The organism is Brevibacillus porteri (assembly GCF_003013475.1).
In the GTDB taxonomy this organism is placed as follows: Bacteria; Bacillota; Bacilli; order Brevibacillales; family Brevibacillaceae; genus Brevibacillus; species Brevibacillus porteri.
Window position 1 is genome coordinate 70843 of sequence record NZ_PXZO01000038.1, and the last position, 16847, is coordinate 87689.

General features: G+C 49.5%; 17 protein-coding genes. 15 read left to right on the top strand and 2 right to left on the bottom strand.

Annotation, left to right across the window (positions count from 1 at the left end):
- Positions 1-54 precede the first annotated feature (54 nt).
- Positions 55-441, top strand: a complete 387-nt coding sequence (locus C7R92_RS19195; protein WP_106835328.1) for a VOC family protein — start codon at positions 55-57, stop codon at positions 439-441.
- A gap of 312 nt (positions 442-753) precedes the next feature.
- Here the strand turns inward: C7R92_RS19195 and C7R92_RS19200 are convergent, their stop codons facing one another.
- Positions 754-1125 carry a hypothetical protein gene (locus tag C7R92_RS19200; RefSeq protein WP_106835329.1) on the bottom strand — a complete coding sequence of 124 codons (372 nt, stop codon included), beginning with the start codon at positions 1123-1125 and terminating at the stop codon, positions 754-756.
- 117 nt (positions 1126-1242) lie between these two features.
- On the opposite strand from C7R92_RS19200, the gene C7R92_RS19205 reads away from it, so the two are divergent.
- The 14 genes from C7R92_RS19205 (at position 1243) to C7R92_RS19270 (ending at position 15638) form a co-directional block, all read left to right on the top strand.
- The gene (locus C7R92_RS19205; RefSeq protein WP_069848435.1) at positions 1243-1899 is read left to right on the top strand and encodes a TetR/AcrR family transcriptional regulator; all 657 of its coding nucleotides are present in this window, start codon (positions 1243-1245) and stop codon (positions 1897-1899) included.
- A 13-nt stretch (positions 1900-1912) separates the two neighbouring features.
- Positions 1913-2860: a phosphotransferase family protein gene (locus C7R92_RS19210; protein WP_106835330.1), complete on the top strand. Its 948-nt coding sequence runs from the start codon at positions 1913-1915 to the stop codon at positions 2858-2860.
- A gap of 165 nt (positions 2861-3025) precedes the next feature.
- Positions 3026-4774 (top strand): ABC transporter substrate-binding protein, encoded by a 1749-nt coding sequence (locus C7R92_RS19215; protein WP_106835331.1) that lies wholly within the window; start codon positions 3026-3028, stop codon positions 4772-4774.
- Between the two features lie 87 nt (positions 4775-4861).
- Positions 4862-5818, top strand: coding sequence for an ABC transporter permease (locus tag C7R92_RS19220; RefSeq protein ID WP_106835332.1), 957 nt, complete (start codon positions 4862-4864; stop codon positions 5816-5818).
- 11 nt (positions 5819-5829) lie between these two features.
- A complete protein-coding gene (gene opp4C / locus C7R92_RS19225) occupies positions 5830-6756 on the top strand; it encodes an oligopeptide ABC transporter permease (protein ID WP_069848428.1) in 927 nt (308 codons plus the stop codon).
- Between the two features lie 103 nt (positions 6757-6859).
- Positions 6860-7846 carry an ABC transporter ATP-binding protein gene (locus C7R92_RS19230; RefSeq protein WP_106835333.1) on the top strand — a complete coding sequence of 329 codons (987 nt, stop codon included), beginning with the start codon at positions 6860-6862 and terminating at the stop codon, positions 7844-7846.
- Positions 7836-8801, top strand: coding sequence for an ABC transporter ATP-binding protein (locus C7R92_RS19235; protein ID WP_279629823.1), 966 nt, complete (start codon positions 7836-7838; stop codon positions 8799-8801). The genes C7R92_RS19230 and C7R92_RS19235 overlap by 11 nt, the downstream gene beginning before the upstream one ends.
- A 333-nt stretch (positions 8802-9134) precedes the next feature.
- Positions 9135-9329 (top strand): YezD family protein, encoded by a 195-nt coding sequence (locus C7R92_RS19240; protein ID WP_069848422.1) that lies wholly within the window; start codon positions 9135-9137, stop codon positions 9327-9329.
- Positions 9330-9365: 36 nt separating this feature from the next.
- Entirely contained in the window at positions 9366-9647 is a 282-nt protein-coding gene (locus C7R92_RS19245) for a DUF2325 domain-containing protein (RefSeq protein WP_007729617.1), read from the top strand.
- A gap of 222 nt (positions 9648-9869) precedes the next feature.
- Positions 9870-11513, top strand: coding sequence for a peptide ABC transporter substrate-binding protein (locus C7R92_RS19250; RefSeq protein ID WP_106835335.1), 1644 nt, complete (start codon positions 9870-9872; stop codon positions 11511-11513).
- 71 nt (positions 11514-11584) lie between these two features.
- Positions 11585-12475 carry a serine hydrolase gene (locus C7R92_RS19255; protein WP_106835336.1) on the top strand — a complete coding sequence of 297 codons (891 nt, stop codon included), beginning with the start codon at positions 11585-11587 and terminating at the stop codon, positions 12473-12475.
- Between the two features lie 5 nt (positions 12476-12480).
- Positions 12481-13896, top strand: a complete 1416-nt coding sequence (locus C7R92_RS19260) for a serine hydrolase (RefSeq protein ID WP_106835337.1) — start codon at positions 12481-12483, stop codon at positions 13894-13896.
- Between the two features lie 133 nt (positions 13897-14029).
- Positions 14030-14749, top strand: a complete 720-nt coding sequence (locus C7R92_RS19265; protein ID WP_017251200.1) for a 3'-5' exonuclease — start codon at positions 14030-14032, stop codon at positions 14747-14749.
- A gap of 25 nt (positions 14750-14774) precedes the next feature.
- On the top strand, positions 14775-15638 hold the full coding sequence (locus C7R92_RS19270; RefSeq protein ID WP_106835338.1) for a GNAT family N-acetyltransferase: 864 nt from the start codon (positions 14775-14777) through the stop codon (positions 15636-15638).
- Between the two features lie 64 nt (positions 15639-15702).
- Here the strand turns inward: C7R92_RS19270 and C7R92_RS19275 are convergent, their stop codons facing one another.
- The gene (locus tag C7R92_RS19275; protein ID WP_106653894.1) at positions 15703-16671 is read right to left on the bottom strand and encodes an MraY family glycosyltransferase; all 969 of its coding nucleotides are present in this window, start codon (positions 16669-16671) and stop codon (positions 15703-15705) included.
- Between the last annotated feature and the right edge of the window lie 176 nt (positions 16672-16847).

Genomic DNA, 16847 nt, shown 5'->3' on the forward strand with positions numbered 1-16847 from the left:
GCATATTTGAGGAATGGGCAGAATGGAGACGTATATCATCACGAAAAGGAGTGATTGTCAGTGCAAGCTATCACTACGTTTCTCATGTTCCATGGACAAGCGGAAGAAGCGATGAAGTTTTACACGTCTATTTTTGATCGCTCAGAAATCAAGCAGGTTATGCATCACGAGAATGGACAAGTCCTGCAAGCTACCTTCACGTTAAAAGGTCAGACTTTCATGTGTATTGACAATACGAACGGTGACTATCATGCCTTTACCCCGGCGATTTCGATGTTTGTGGACTGCGATACAGAGGAAGAGGTTGACCGTGTTTTTGGACAGCTCTCTTCGGATGGACAAGTACTCATGCCGCTTGGACAATATCCGTTCAGTGGAAAGTTCGGATGGGTCCAAGATCGTTACGGAATATCGTGGCAGATTCATTTACCGAAAAGATGATAGTTAAAAAGCCGGTACACCTCTTGATACCGGCTCTTTTTGTGTTAATTAACGTTGCTGTAGTGGGGGAAGAAGCTATTCATTAATTTGAATGTGATTCTAAGGTGTTTCGGGCCAAATGAATTAGTCTTTCAGAAGCTTTCCCTGTGTTAACTTGCAAAACGTTTAAAGGCACGAAAAAATCCACAGCTGTACGAAAGTCCTGTCACATGTTTGGAAGGAGTCCGCCCGAACGAAGAGAGGATACAGGCGACTGGAAAACATGTGGCAGGGCTTCCCCCGACCACAACCGATGGAATATAGTCTTTTTGTCTACATCGTCATCAACTGACGAAAACTACGACGATAGCTCCACAACAAATACACTTCCAAAATCGCGACAATCAGTCCCAATGCGAGCATGTCGGGATCGACAAACAGGTGGAACGTCAAGATGTTGACAGCAAGAGGCGCAGTGGCGGTTAGAGCCAGTGGGACGAAGCGGTTGGTTAGGAATAGCGATCCACAGATGATTTCGACGGTTTTGACCAGAACCAGCAAATACCCTTGCAAAAGCTCCATGGCAGCAGGACTGGTTGGAAAGATAGGCTCGAATCCAAACAAGACCATGTAACCATTCACACCTGCTCCAAGCAAAATCAATCCAAGGATGATACGGGCGAATACGGGCAATGTCCGTGCCATCAGGCATCACTTCCTTGTAGTGGAATAGGGCTGATGAAGTCTTCGAGGAAAGTATAACTCCACTTTGACCACCTGGTCAATATGCGTTATGATAGGAAAAAGAAGAACGGAGAGAAGGTGACGGACATAAAAGGAATTTGGCAGGACGAAACACTGGAGCCGAACAAGCGAAAACTGTTGGAAGCGGCCCTTGTTGAATTTTCCGCGAAAGGCTATGAAAGAGGCTCGACCAATCAAATCGTTCAGAACGCAGGCGTATCAAAGGGGATGCTGTTCCACTTTTTCGGGAATAAAAAGGGACTGTTTCTCGCGATTGTCGATGCTTGTATCGAACGTTTTTTTGCCTGTATACAGGCGCGAATGGAAGCGGCGCCGCAAGACTTTTTTGCGCGATTTCTTCATGTCAATCAAGCAAAAATGGCGCTCTTTGCCGAGGAGCCAGTTATTTATCAAATGGCAGTGGCGACCTTTTTCGATTATCCCGAGGAATGCCAGGCTGAGATCGAAGACAGAGAAACACAGTTCAATGCGCGATATATTCCCTTGTTTCTGGATCAAGTCGATACGTCATTGATCAAAGCACAGTTCGATCCACAGAAGGCGCTGCATTTTTTGCTGTCGACTGTAGAGGCATTGACGCAAAAGTACGTCCGCGAAAACTACGATGCCAGCGATAAAGGCTTCGCACATGTCCAATCCTTTTTTGCGGAATTAGAATCGTATATGGAAATGATGAAGGTAGGACTGTATAGACAATCAGACAGTGGAGCATAAAGGGGAAACATATATGGATGAGAAATGGACACGCCTGGTACATAACATGAACCCGTCAGCCAAGCTCCTTCGTGCATGGGAGCTAAAAGGCGGGATTTCTGCACAGGTTACCTCTCTAGAAATGGAGAGCCCTGACGGCACGAAGAAAAAAGTAGTCGTCCGCGAGCATGGTCAGGCTGACCTCAAGCGAAATCCGCAAATCGCATCAGATGAATTCAGACTGTTGCAAATACTGAAGTCAGCTGATTTGCCGACTCCAACGCCTTATCATCTCGAAGCAGCCAGCGATATGTTTCCGACACCGTGTCTTGTCATCGAATTCATAGAAGGAGAGACAGTCACCGCACCAGCCAACTTGTCCAGCTTTCTGCAACAAGCAGCTGAGGTGCTGACTCGCATCCATTCGGTAGACGCTACTAGACTGGTGGGCACTTCTTTGCCAAAACAAGAAGAAGCGATAACGGAGAAGCTCCACAAAAGACCCGCGAGCCTGGACAAATCATTGGATGAGGGACTCATTCGCGAAATGCTGGAGTCTGTTTGGCCGCTGCCGCAGTCGAATGCAGCATCTCTGTTGCATGGCGATTTCTGGCCGGGGAATACGATGTGGAAGGAAGAAAAACTGGCTGCTGTTATCGACTGGGAGGACGCTGCGATCGGCGACCCCTTATCTGATCTCGGCAATGCCAGACTGGAGATTTTGTGGGCATTTGGAGTGGAGGCCATGCATGAGTTTACGCTTCATTATCAATCTTCTGCCAGCAAGACACTCGATTATACCCAGCTTCCGTACTGGGATTTGTGTGCGGCACTGCGGCCAGCTTCGAACCTATCTGATTGGGGATTGGAAAAAAGGATAGAGGACACCATGCGTGAGCGACATTCTCTATTCGTGATGCAGGCGTGTGAAAAACTAGGCATTCCGTATAAAAGGCATACGATTAATGAGAGCCTCGAATAATCGGGGCTTTTTTTGTTTGGAAAAAACTGTTGACCGATCCGGTATCGATACCTATAATCTAATTCATAGTAAACAGGTAAGAATTATAAGTTATTGTTTTTTGATCCGACCGGACCACCGGAGGAGCTGGTTTCACTGAGTGAGTGGATATGAAGGAGGATCAACATGAAAAAAAGGTTTTCGCAAATCATTTCAAGCTTGCTATTAGGGACTCTGTTGGTCACAGGGTGCAGCTCCGAAGGCAGTGCGCCGGCTACCTCGACACAAACGGCGACTCCGTCGACAGAAGCATCAGCACCTGCTGCCAGCAAGGTGCAAGACATAAAAGACGGCATCAATTTGGCTACGGATTTATCCAAGCTGCCGGAAGCAGCAGCCAAAAGGACCGATACATTTATTGCGGGACTGACAGAGCCGGGTGGTGTATTTAACCCGTTCTTTTACCACAACGGCTACGATGGCAATGTCTCCTCAGCGATCTTCGAATCCCTGGTGGATGTCGATGCGACAGGAAAGCCAGTACCCAAGTTGGCGGAAAAATGGGACGTATCTCCTGACCAGCTCACGTATACATTCCACCTGAGACCGAATCTGAAATTCAGCGATGGTTCACCGCTGACGGCAGAGGATGTGGCCTTTACACTGACGATTTTGCACGACAAAATGTACGATGGCGAAACGGACATTTTCGTAGCAAGTATCAAGGGTGGCCGTGAATACAAGGAAGGCAAAGCGAACACGATCGAAGGAATCAAAGTGATTGATCCACAGACGATCCAGATCACGACGGAGAAAGTGAACGCCAAATCTCTCGTTCTGTTAGGCGGGCAGGTGCTCTCCAAAGCGTACTACGGCAAGGAGTACAAACCAGGTAATCTGGAGTATCTCCGCACCCTGCACGGCAAGCCATTGGGAGCTGGACCTTACAAATTTGAGGCGTACATTCCTGGTCAAGAAGTCCGCTATCTCGCAAACGAGCACTATTTCGCGGGCAAGCCGCAAGTCGAGCACTTTATCTACAAGACGACCGAGGGCGACGCTCTACAGTTTATCCAGACAGGGGAAATGGACTACAACTCCTTTACCGTCAACTCGGATAACATTGAGCAGTTGCAAGAACTAGGATACGTGAATATCAATCTGTACACATCCAGTGCCTATTCGTACATCAAGTTCAATCATTCCAAGCCATTTTTCAAAGACAAGCGCGTCCGCCAAGCCTTCATCTACGGACTGGATCGCCAAAAGATTTTAGACCTGACCTACCAAGGATACGCGCAAGTCGCCAATGTACCAATCAGCCCTGTTTCGTGGGCCTATACGGAGGATGTCAATCCATACGCCTACAATCCGGAAAAGGCGAAGCAGCTCCTGGACGAAGCGGGCTGGAAGCCGGGCGCGGACGGTATCCGTGAAAAAGACGGACAAAAGCTGGTCGTGCATTACTACACGACAAAAGGAAAGCTGGGAGAGGTACTGATCCCGATTGCCAAAGAAAACTACAAAGAGCTGGGCATCCAGTTTGAAGCGGAAATGATGGACTACAACGCCGTTTTGGCACGGACGGAAAAAGGAGATCACGACCTCGCTTCGTTCTCGACCACGATGCTGATCGATCCAGATGACGGTGTAGACGCCTTCTCGACGAAAAAGGGCAAGAGCGGATTTACTGGAACGAATGGTTACTCCAATGCCAAAGTAGACGAATTGCTGGAAGCAGGTCTATCTACGCTGGACATCGGGAAGCGCAAAGCGATCTACAAAGACCTGTACAAAGAGCTGAGCGATGATCCACCGTACATCTTCCTCGGCTACCGCAAAATTTTGTCTGCGCACAACGGCAAGATCAAGGGCTTGGAGCCGAATCCGTTCACTGGCATTTCGACCAGCCTGCCTGGTATCAAATTTGAGTAACAAGTTCGAGTAACTGACTCACGAATGTTGTGCCCGGCCCTGGGGCTGGGCTTTCTTTTTTTCCCCAAGCATGAAAGGAGGCAAACGATGACGTCCTACTTCTTGAAAAGGGTCTTTTACATGGCGTTGACGCTCTTCGGCGCATCCATTTTGATTTTTTTCCTGTATGCTCTGACGCCCGGTGATTTCGTCGATACGAGTCCCAAGCTGACAGCGGAACGAAAGCTGGAGCTAAAAGCGATGTACGGGCTGGATAAGCCTGTCGTCGAACGGTATTTCATCTGGATGAAAAACGCCTTCCAAGGCGATTTTGGTTATTCCCTGCAATACCAGCAGCCAGTGATGTCGCTGTTGAACGATTACATCTGGAACTCGTTTTTGCTCGCGATTACCTCCACCTTTTTTACGTGGCTGATCGCGATCTCTATCGGAGTTCTGTCTGCTGCCAGGCAGCATTCCTGGTTCGATGCACTCGTGACGATCGGCGTTTTTGCAGCGATGTCATTGCCTGTTTTTTTCGTCGGGCTGTTATTTATCAAGTTGTTTGCTGTCGATGCCAAGCTATTTCCCGCAGGAGGCATGATGACGATTGGCAGCAAGGAAGCGGGGTTCGCCTATGCGTGGGACGTGGTCCAGCATATGTTTTTGCCTGTGACGGTGCTGACTTTGCTGAGCGTGGGGACGCTGACTCGTTATTTCCGCACGAACATGCTGGAGGTCATTCAACAAGACTTCGTGCGCACGGCCCGGGCAAAAGGACTGAAGGAAAAAGTCGTCCTGCACAAGCACGCGCTGCGCAATGCACTCCTGCCCGCCATTACACTACTAGGCTTTGAGCTGCCAGCATTGTTCGGTGGGGCGATTATCACGGAAAAAATCTTTAACTGGCCCGGTGTCGGACAGTTGTACATGCAGGCGTTTTCTGTACGGGACTACCCGCTCTTGATGGGCTTTACGATGTTCCTGGCGATTCTCACCGTCATCGGAAATTTATCTGCTGATTTGCTGTACAGAGTGGCTGACCCGCGGGTTCGGTTGAAATAGGAGGGGAAACGATGGCATCAACGGTAAGTGAAGTAGCTGAGGTGACGAGACCGGAGCAGGTAGCGTTGCGTTCCTCCTTGTGGCACGAGGCGTTTTTGCGACTGAAAAAGAAGCGACTGGCCATGGTTGGACTTGTGTTTTTACTCGTCATGGCAGTGGTATGTTTCATCGGTCCGTTTTTTTCTCCGTACGCATCCGGCAAGATTAATACGGCCATGATCAACAAGCCGCCAAGCTTCTCCCATTGGCTAGGGACGGACAGCTTGGGCAGAGACATTTTGACGCGGTTGATGCAGGCTGGCCGAATCTCATTGACAGTCGGCATCGCTTCTATGGTGCTCTCCGTTTCTATTGGCGCCCTTCTTGGTGCACTGGCTGGCTTTTACCGCGGGTGGGTCGATCAAGTGATCATGCGCGTAGCAGACGTGCTCATGACCATTCCTGGTCTGCCGCTCTTGTTTATTATGGGTGCAGTCCTCTCCGAGTGGAAAATCCCGACCGACTACCGCATTTACATCGTCATGGTCATGCTGAGCCTGATCGGCTGGCCTGGCTTGGCGCGAATGGTCCGCAGCCAGATGCTCACCTTGCGTGAAAGTGAATTCATGCAAGCAGCAGAAGTACTCGGTCTGCGCGACAGACGCAAGCTATTCTTCCATTTGCTGCCCAATCTGACACCACTCTTGATTGTAGTTGCCACCTTGAATGTCGGCGGTGCGATCCTGAGCGAATCCGTATTATCGTACTTCGGCCTCGGTGTCGTCCCACCAACACCCACATGGGGCAACATGATGGATGCGGCGAATACCTTGATCGATTTTCAGAAAAGACCGTGGCTGTGGGTTCCTCCGGGTATTGCTATTTTTGCTACCGTTATCTCGATTAATTTGTTGGGGGATGGATTGCGGGATGCTTTGGACCCGAAGCAGAAGCGTTAAGGGGTGCTTTTGAATTGTTTTTATCTTCTTGAACTTACTTTCAAGAGAATACTTCTCCCCCTCTACAGCTCCTTCTATACACGAAAAGGCAGGTGAGCCAAGCATGAATGCTTTAGTCGAAATCCAAAATTTAAGCACCTACTTCAAGTCCGAACAAGGCGTGGTCAAAGCAGTCGATGCCCTCGAGCTGCGCGTCCATGAAGGAGAGACCGTATGCATCGTAGGCGAGTCGGGCTGCGGCAAAAGCGCGGCAGCCATGTCATTGATGAGACTAATCCCAGAGGCGGTAGGCAGTATCGTTTCGGGTGAGATATGGTTTGCAGGCCGTGATCTGCGAAAAGTCAGCAAAGAAGAGATGCGAAAGCTCCGCGGTAACGAGCTGGCCATGATTTTTCAGGAGCCGATGTCGTCACTCAATCCCGTACTGACCATCGGTGAGCAGATCATGGAGCCGATCATGGAACATCAAGGACTAAGTAAAAAAGCAGCCCAAGCACGAGCCATCGAGCTGATCGAGCTAGTCGGAATCCCGCGGGCAAAAGAAATCGCCAAATCGTACCCCTATGAATTGAGCGGGGGCATGCTGCAACGCATTATGATTGCCATCGCAATATCCTGCAATCCTCGACTGCTGATCGCTGATGAGCCGACGACTGCTTTGGATGTGACGATTCAGGCGCAAATTCTCGATCTGCTGCGCAAAATCAAGGACGAAGCCCAAACTGCGATTCTTTTTATCACGCATGATCTGGGGGTCGTTGCGGAGATGGCCGATCATGTGGTCGTGATGTACGCAGGGAAAGTGGTAGAGGTGTCTCCTGTCGTCGAGCTGTTCGAGGAGCCGAAGCACCCGTATACACAAGGCTTGCTTCGTTCCAAGCCTGTACTGAATCAGCGCAGAGCCAAGCTGTATTCCATCCCTGGTCAAGTACCGAATCCGACGACACTCGGTGAATCGTGCTATTTTCATGACCGATGCGATCAGTGCTTGGACATTTGCCGAGTGAAGCAGCCGCCTTTGCGTGATGGGGGAGACGGCAGAAAGGTCGCGTGCTGGCTGTATGAGGAGGAGAGCGTCCGTGGACAGTAATTTACTGGAAGTGCGCCGATTGAAAAAATATTACCCGATTACCGGAGGGCTTTTCGGCAGGACGATCGGCCATGTAAAAGCGGTGGATGACGTCAGCTTTTCCATCCAAAAAGGGGAGACGTTTGGGCTGGTCGGTGAATCCGGCAGCGGGAAAAGCACGACAGGTCGCACCATCCTGCGCCTTTTGGAAAAGACAGAGGGAGAAGTCCGCTTCCAGGGTATCGATGTGCACGCGTTGAATCGCCAAGAGCTCCGAGCATTGCGCCCACGGATGCAATATATTTTTCAAGACCCGTACAGCTCGCTGAATCCACGCGTTCGAATCGGAGAAGCACTGGGGGAAGCGCTGCTTGATCACGGGCTGCTCCCACAAACGCAGGTCAGAGAAAGAGTCTTAGAGGTCATGGCTTTATGTGGATTGGCGCCGTATCATGTCGATCGGTATCCGCATGAGTTCTCGGGCGGTCAGCGTCAACGGATTGGCATCGCACGGGCCATTATGATGAACCCTGATTTTATCGTCGCGGATGAGCCAGTATCTGCTCTGGATGTGTCGATCCAAGCCCAAATCATCAATTTGTTTGCAGAGTTGCAGGAGCAGAGGAAGCTGACGTACTTATTTATTTCACATGATTTGAGTGTCGTGGAGCATCTGTGCACGAGGATCGGCGTCATGTATTTGGGGTCATTGATGGAGCTGGCACCTCGGGATGAATTGTTTTTGGAGCCGCTCCATCCGTACACGAAAGCATTGCTCTCCTCTGTGCCGCTCCCGATCCCAAAGAAAAAGCGCGAGCGTATCGTCCTGCAGGGAGACATGCCAAGTCCGGCAAATCCTCCAGCAGGGTGCAAATTCCATACGCGCTGCCCGTACGTGAAAGACATTTGCCGACAGGAAGTGCCTGCTTTTCGGGAGGTTAGCACCGACAGATTTGTCGCCTGTCATTTGGTGTAAAGGGAATCATTGGGGGAACGAAGAACTGCACGGAGCATTGACCGATAGCAGAATCGTATGGTAATATTTTCATATCATAGTAAATGTATCGGTTTTTAAATGATTAGCTGATCGGTCAACCGAAAGCTCCCGCGAGGACAAAGACAACCAAGCTGTCTAGTTTCGCAGGGAGCTTTCGGCAATCGAAGGAAAATGAGGTGAGAAAAGCCTCTTGCTGCCTAAACTGTTTGACATTGACAGTTATGGGCAGCAAGAGGTATTATCAGATCATAAAACTAAGTAAATAGGTAGGAATAATATGTATTAATTTATCGAAACAGGAGGGTGGTCCCCATGGCAAAAGATGAGATTTCCCTAGACGATCCCTTATTAGAGAAAATCGCGCGCGCACTGGATGGTTTGGAATACGGCTCCATACATATTGTGGTTCACGATTCACAGGTCGTTCAGATTGAGCGAACGGAAAAATACAGACTCCCGGCGGAAAAGCCTGAGGCAAAGATTTCGCAAGCGCGTACCGGAAAATAGAAGAATAAGCGTGGAAAAAAGAGAGGAGGAAGGACTATGGCAGGCGTTCTTGTAGTAGGAGGAGATCGGGTAGCAGAAATCGAGAGCTTGTTACAGAACAAAGGGTTTCAGAATGTCTATCACGTATCAGGTCGCAAAAAATCCGATGTGAAGGCGACGATTCCTTCTGATACGGAGCTTGTTCTTGTCTTTATTAACTTCGTGAGTCACAGTTTGAGTAAAAATATAAAGAAGCTGGCGAAGCAAAAGCACGTCCCGATCGTTTTTTGTCGAAGGTCATGTGATGCGGTAGCCATGTATGAACCAGCGATAAGCTAGAGAGGACAGCCCCATATGCGCGAATGAATAGAAGTATTCAAGGATGAATACTTCTTTTTTGCGTGACAGAGACTACTGGTAGAAACTTGTCGGACCGACTCGGGTAAAAGTATTCAGCACTGAATAAAACCAACAAAAGAACAACCGAAAACACGAATGGCATAAAATTTGCAGAATATTTATTTAATAATCGGTTATCCGACTCAAACAAGGGGGTACAGCATGAACAGACCAGTTGTCCTAACAAGTCTCTTCGTTTTGCTTACGGGGCTATTTGCAGGCTGTAGCAGTGGCAATACGCCGACTCAAACCGCACCAGACAACCAGCAGCAACCAGCACCAGCACAGCAGGCAACTGCGCATCCTGCGGCAGAGCAGATCTTGCACATGAATGCAGCCGAGCCTGAAACACTTGATTCAGGCATGTCCAACGATGTCATTTCCGGCGCCTTCATCCGTTCGCTGTACGACGGGCTCGTTCGATTGGACAAGGATGGCAAGCCAGTCCATTCCGTTGCATCCGACATTCAAGTATCTGAGGACAAAAAGGTGTACACCTTTACTTTGCGCGACAGCAAGTGGAGCAATGGCGACCCGGTTACGGCTCAAGACTTCGCCTTCGGCTGGATGCGCGTGCTCAACCCGAAGACAGCCAGCGGCTCCGCCTACAAGTATTATCCGATCAAAAATGCCCGCGCCTTTTACGAAGGAAAGGCGAAAGCGGAGGATGTCGGCATCAAGGTCGTCGATGACAAGAAACTGCAAGTCACCCTGGAAAACCCTACTCCTTACTTCCTGACACTTGCGACCTTCTACTATCCGGTCAATCAAAAGGTGGTAGAAGCCAATCCCGATTGGGCGAAAAAGCCCGAGTCCATCGTGACCAATGGGCCGTTCAAGCTGGTGAATTGGGAGCATAAAAACAAGATTGAGCTGGCCAAAAACGAGCACTATTGGGACAAAGACGTCGTGAAGTTCAACGAAGTCGAGTTTTCCATGATAGAGGATACGAATACCGAGCTGGAGCTGTTCAATAGCGGCGAGCTGGATTGGGCTGGCGGCCCGATTAGCGGTCTGCCTGCGGATGCCATTGGACCGTTGCGCGACGAAGGCAAGCTGCAAACCATGAAACGTGCCACCAACTACTATCTCTTGTTCCAAACAGAGAAGCCGCCATTTACGAATAGCAAAATCCGCAAAGCGTTTGCCTATGCGATCAACCGTAGTGACATCGCAGAAAACATCGGCCAGGCCGGACAGACTCCCTTGATGGGCTTTGTCCCACTTTCCGCCTCCTTGAAGCCGGATGGGTATTTCAAGGATAACGACGTGGAGACGGCGAAACAGTTATTGGCAGAAGGAATGAAGGAGATGGGCATCGCCAAGCTGCCTGAAATCACTTATCTTTACAATACCTCCGACCTCAACAAGAAGATTGCTGAAGCATTGCAGGCTCAATGGAAACAAGCCCTCGGTGTGGACGTAAAGCTGATCAATAAAGAGTTGAAGGTCATGTTTGACGATCAGGAGCAAGGGAAGTACATGATTTCCCGAACAGGCTGGACGGGAGATTACAACGACTCCGTCAACTTCCTGGAGCTGATGATGGAGAAGTACAGCTCCAATAACTCGACCTTCTGGTTTAGCGAGAAATACGTAGAGCTGGTGAAAAAGGCGTACGCCGAACCAGATGAGGCCAAGCGCAATCAGTATCTGGTCGAAGCGGAGAGCATCTTGATGGAAGAAATGCCTATCACGGGTGTGTACTCCAGCGTCAATTCATGGGTACAAAATGAAAAGGTAAAAGGCATTACAGTAGATCCGTTGGGCTACATCGACTTCAAGTGGGGATACAAAGAACAATAGCGCTGAAAAGAAGTGGCCGACATAAAAATCCATGTGTGGGCCGTTTCGCGAGCGATGGGGGAGGAATTTTCATGACATGGCAGCAAGCAGTAGAAAACGTGCTGAAGGAAGCGTCCGGTATTTTTGGAATCGCAGCTGTTCATCTGGAAACAGGAGAGTCAGCAGGGCATCTGGATGAAGAGTTGTTTCAACTGGCGAGTGCATTCAAAATTCCGATTATGGTCACCTTGATGCGCGAGGTGGAAGCAGGACGAATCCGCCTCGACCAGCGTGTGACACTGAAATGGGAGGATCGCGTACCGGGGTCAGGCATTTTGCAAGAGCTGGATGCCGGAGCGGCCTTAACGGTAAAAGACTTAGCGACACTGATGACGATTGTCAGTGATAACTATGCGACGGACCAAATCATCGAGTTGATCGGCGGCATCGACAAGGTGAATGAGCACATGCATGAGCTGGGTCTTTCGCAGATTCATTTGACGCATAATTGCTGGGAGCTCCTCAACCACTGCGTGGGTATGAACGAACCTACACCTTCGCAGGCAGGGTTCGATGAGTTCATGCGCCGGGAAGAGTCAGGCAATTACGAATTGATCCACGATGTATCCATGCCTACCCTTGATAATAACGTAGCGACACCAGCCGAGCTAAACCGCCTGCTTATTATGATTGCGCGAAAAGAAATTCTCACGGAGTCCTCCTGCGAGCAGATGCTAGACATCATGCGACGTCAGCATTACAACAGCCGTCTGCCGTACTTGCTGCCAGAAGGAACAAAGGTCGCGCATAAGACAGGAACCGTCAATGCAGTCGTCAATGATGCAGGCATCATTTATTTGCCCGAAGGAAAAGGGATGATTGCGATCACGGCACTATCACGCGGTGTGACTGACAAAGAAGCGGCAGAGTTTACTATCGCTCGTGTTGCAAAAGCGATTTATGAGCAAACGATGGGGAGTTGATGAAAATGACGGCATGGAAAGAACAGTTCCACACGTATGCACAGCAGCTGCTGGACGAGGCAAAGGCTCCGGGCGCAGCTATTGCTGTTGCACGTGATGGTGAGCTTTTGTACGAGGGGACATTCGGTTTTCGTGACAGAGAACAGCAACTGCCACTTTCCCTCGACACCGTTTTTGGCATCGCATCCATCACCAAATCGTTTACCTGCGTTGCGATCATGCAGTTGCAGGAGGGAGGCAAGCTGTCTGTCCACGATCCGGTCGTAAAATATTTGCCTGAGTTTCGGGCGGGCGACCACGAGCTGACAGCACGAATGACGATTCATCACTTCATGACACATACGCCTGGAATAGCGCCGATGCCTTACTTAGACGGCGCAATGAGGCGGAGCATGGAGAATGATCCTGCTGTCATTGGAACCAAAGCAGAGGAAGAACTGAAGACCGTGCCTTACTTGGATACGTACGAAGAAGTCACGAAAGCCATTGCTGGGTTCGAAGGGAAGCCGCTCTCAGAGCCAGGAGGTGCCTTTAGCTACAACAACGATGCGTATGGGCTTTTGGGGGCGATCATTGAACGGGTCAGCAACCAGACGTATGAAAACTACGTTGCGACGCATATTTTGCAGCCATTGGGTATGGACAGAACCGTTTTCTCCGTGGATGAATTGGCTGACAAGGATGACGTCACGATTTTGTATACCAACAAAAAAGTCGATGACGAAAACCAAATCATTGCAGCACCCATCTGGCACGATGCCCCAGCAATGCGAGCGGCAGGGTTCCTCAAATCCACGGTGAACGATCTGCTCGCCTATTTGGAAGTCTTTCGTCAGGGAGCAGCGGGAAAACCGACACCTATTCTGTCTGCGGATAGCGTCAGGCAGATGCTCACTCCCTTGGCTCGTGTGGACGGGCACCGCTCATACGGCTATGGTCTGATGGTCTCGCCTGCCTTTCCAGATGGCTTGCTGGTAGAGCATGGCGGATCGCTGAAGGGAATCAGCTCGCACATTTTCTCGGTTCCGGATCAAGGGATTACGGGCGTGATTCTGGTCAATCTCGATGGAGTGAGTGTCCGAGAGTTGGTTCTCGGCTTTTTGAACAGTTTTTTTGCAAGGCCGGCTGGCGCTCCGGTCTATGCCTATGATCCATACGAGGTCGCTGATGAGCAATTGTCACTGTACGAAGGTCGCTACTCTTCGCAGGAATGGGTAAGCGCATCGATAGCCAAAAGCGAAGGTAAGCTATTCTTGGAGGTGGATGGTCTCTCGTACCCGCTGATACCCGTACAAAAAGACAGCTTCGTTTTCCAAAAAAGAGATTCCATCCCTTGGATTGAGTTTTTCCGGGATGAAGACGGGCAAATAGTTAGGATGAGCTACGGATTGCGTCAGTTGACGAAGGAATCCACAAAATAAGCCAAGTGAAAAGGGGAAACAAAAGAATTTTAAAAAAGTGGTTGCCAATCAGGCAGCCGCTTTTGTCTTTGTTTTGCTTTCTATGCCCGATCCAAGCCATAATAGAGACAATACATACAGGATGTGATTAGGCTTGCAGATCATTGTTTTTGACCTTGAAACGACACTAACGTATCAGAGAGACAAGATCCCGGAAATTATTGAGATCGGAGCGGCAAAAGTCGTGCCCGGAAAAAATGGCGTGGAGGTCGACACATTTCAGCGCTACACCTTTCCAGCCATTGAGCGCCGAATCACAGAGAGGACGCGTAAGTTCATCGGTCTCGATAAAGAGAATATGCCAACCTTTATCCCGTTTCGCCGGGCATTCGCAGAATTTATGGAGTGGATTGGCAACGATTCTGAATACTACCTGTGCACTTGGGGGCAAGACGACAAGCGTTTGATGATCGAGCATTGTGCGCGATTTGGTTTGGACTTCAACTGGATGCGCAATTACAACGACATCCAGCCGCCGATTAGCATGCTTTTGGCTGATCGCAAACAGATGAGCCTGAAAGAAGCGATCGACACGGCAGGAATCATCCAGGAGGGCAGACTGCACTCGGCCTTGGTCGATGCCATCCACACAGCTCATTTGCTCATCAAATACAACAAGACGGTGCACCTGAAAGAAAATACGCCAGAAGAGAATTACAATTTGTCGAGCTCGTTGTACATTACGTGCCGATCTTGCAAAAAAAGCAAATATTACACGGCTTTCGGGCGAAAAAGCAGAAGATGCGAGGCTTGCTTGCAACATCGCAAGAAGTTGGAAAAAGCCGCAGAAGCAGCAACCGTCCAGCAGAGTTAACGGGAGAGAACGGAGGAGTGCGTAGATGATACGACAAGCACAATCCAATGACAAAGAGACAATCGTCACGATGATTGGCGAAGGCATGCTTTGGAGGACAGAAGAGATTGGCGATATCGTGGAAAAGGCTACGGTTTACATCTGGGAGGAAAACGATCAAATCATGGGCTGCGGCACATATGATTTGAACTCCTCTGGCGAAGTCGGAACAGCAGAAATATACGTCTATACACGACCAGATCATCGAAAGCGAAGAATCGGCTCTCGGCTGTTCGATAAGCTGTGGCTGGAACTGCAACAGCACGAGGAGAAGCCAATGGCCGTCATGGCTACCTACCGCGTAGAACACGGGCAGGGTGCTGATTTTTTTGCCAAGAGAGGTTTTGCTTCTATCTGGGGCCACCATCTGATGAAATACACAGGAGAGATCGGGCCGGAACCGACACTCGACGTACGAAAGTTCATCGAATCCGATATGGAGATGTACATCCAATCGCAGAGTGACGCTTACTACGAGGTGCGCAAAGGCATTGATCTTCAGCCATACCGTCTGGCGGATTATCCTGAGAAAACGATGAACGCATGGAAAAACTGGCTGCTAGGTGAGATGAAAGAGGACATTTATTTGTTCGAGTATGAAGGAGTATTCGTCGGGTCCTTGATCATCACAGGGCATGGCGAGGTCTACGATGTGTTCGTAGATCCCGTGCATCAAGGCAAAGGCTACGGCAAAGAGCTTGTCCGTTTTTTTGTGAATCGGACGCTGGAAAAGGGTTTGAAGCCGCATCTCGTCACAGGTACCCACAATGAACCTGCGATTGCATTGTACGAACGGACAGGCTTTCAGACGTTTCAGACGACCACGACAGCGAAGAGAGACTTTGCGTAATCCACTCATAAAAAAATGCCGCAGGGATTAGACCCAAGCGGCATTTTTCATTGTGACCGATAACCTATACTCCGAGCAGGAGCAGGATAATGGACGTCAGACTAAAGCAAACACTGATCAAGCACAGGAAGGTGACGACCTGTTTTGGATTGAGTCCAGAACGCAGCAGGCGATAATGAACTTGACTGGCATCTGCTTGATAGATCGGCTTTCCTTGTAGGAAGCGTTTGGTCACTACAAACAGATTGTCAAAAATCGGCACACCGAGTGCTAAAATCGGAATGAACAAGGAGAGAACCGTTGCCTGCTTAAAGGCACCATCCAACGCGATAACCGCCAAGATAAAGCCGAGGAAGGTCGCGCCTGCATCTCCCATGAAAATTTTGGCCGGCGGCTTGTTGTACCGCAGATAAGCCAAGGCAACACCGATCAGACTGATCGCCATGATCGCAGATGTGCTTTGTCCTTTTACCAAGGCAACCACGAAGAGCGTGCCTGCGGAAATCGCAGAAAGCCCTCCAGCCAAGCCATCCATGCCATCCGAAAAATTGATGACCGTCGTTACTCCGAAAATCCACAGAATGGTCAGGATGAACTGCAACCATTCCGGGAGCAATATGTATTCGCCACTCAATGGATTGTAAAAGCCGGAAAAAGTAATACCCGACAAGTAGACAATCACGGCGGCCGATACTTGGACGATCAGCTTTGGTAAGGCGGAAAAATCCTTGCCTTGCGTCTTGTACCAGTCATCAATGGTACCGATAATAAGCAGCAGTAGTGAGCCTGATAGAACAGCAATCGTTTGCCCAGTCGATTCTTTCGAGAAGAGCAAAAACGATGCAGCAAAGCCGACAAAAATAGCGTAGCTGGCTGTCAATGGGATAGGCTCCCGGTGAATCTTTCTTTCCACGTCTTTACGTGGCTTGTCCACAAAATCAAGGCGAAATGCCAATTTAGCCAGAGGCGGAATCAGCACCATAACGATACAAAACGACAGGAAAAACGAAAGAGCGTACGTTATCGTAACCATCTCCTACAGGTAGTGAGCTTTCTATTGCAAAGATACTCGCATACTGTGTTGTTTGACAAGTCTATTATAGGAAGGATTCCAAATTTTGTCGACTCTTGTAATCACGTGAGGATGAGGTACCAAAAAAAGTTGGTACTTATCTCCAGTAGATCCGATCCCTATAATCCTTCGTAGGA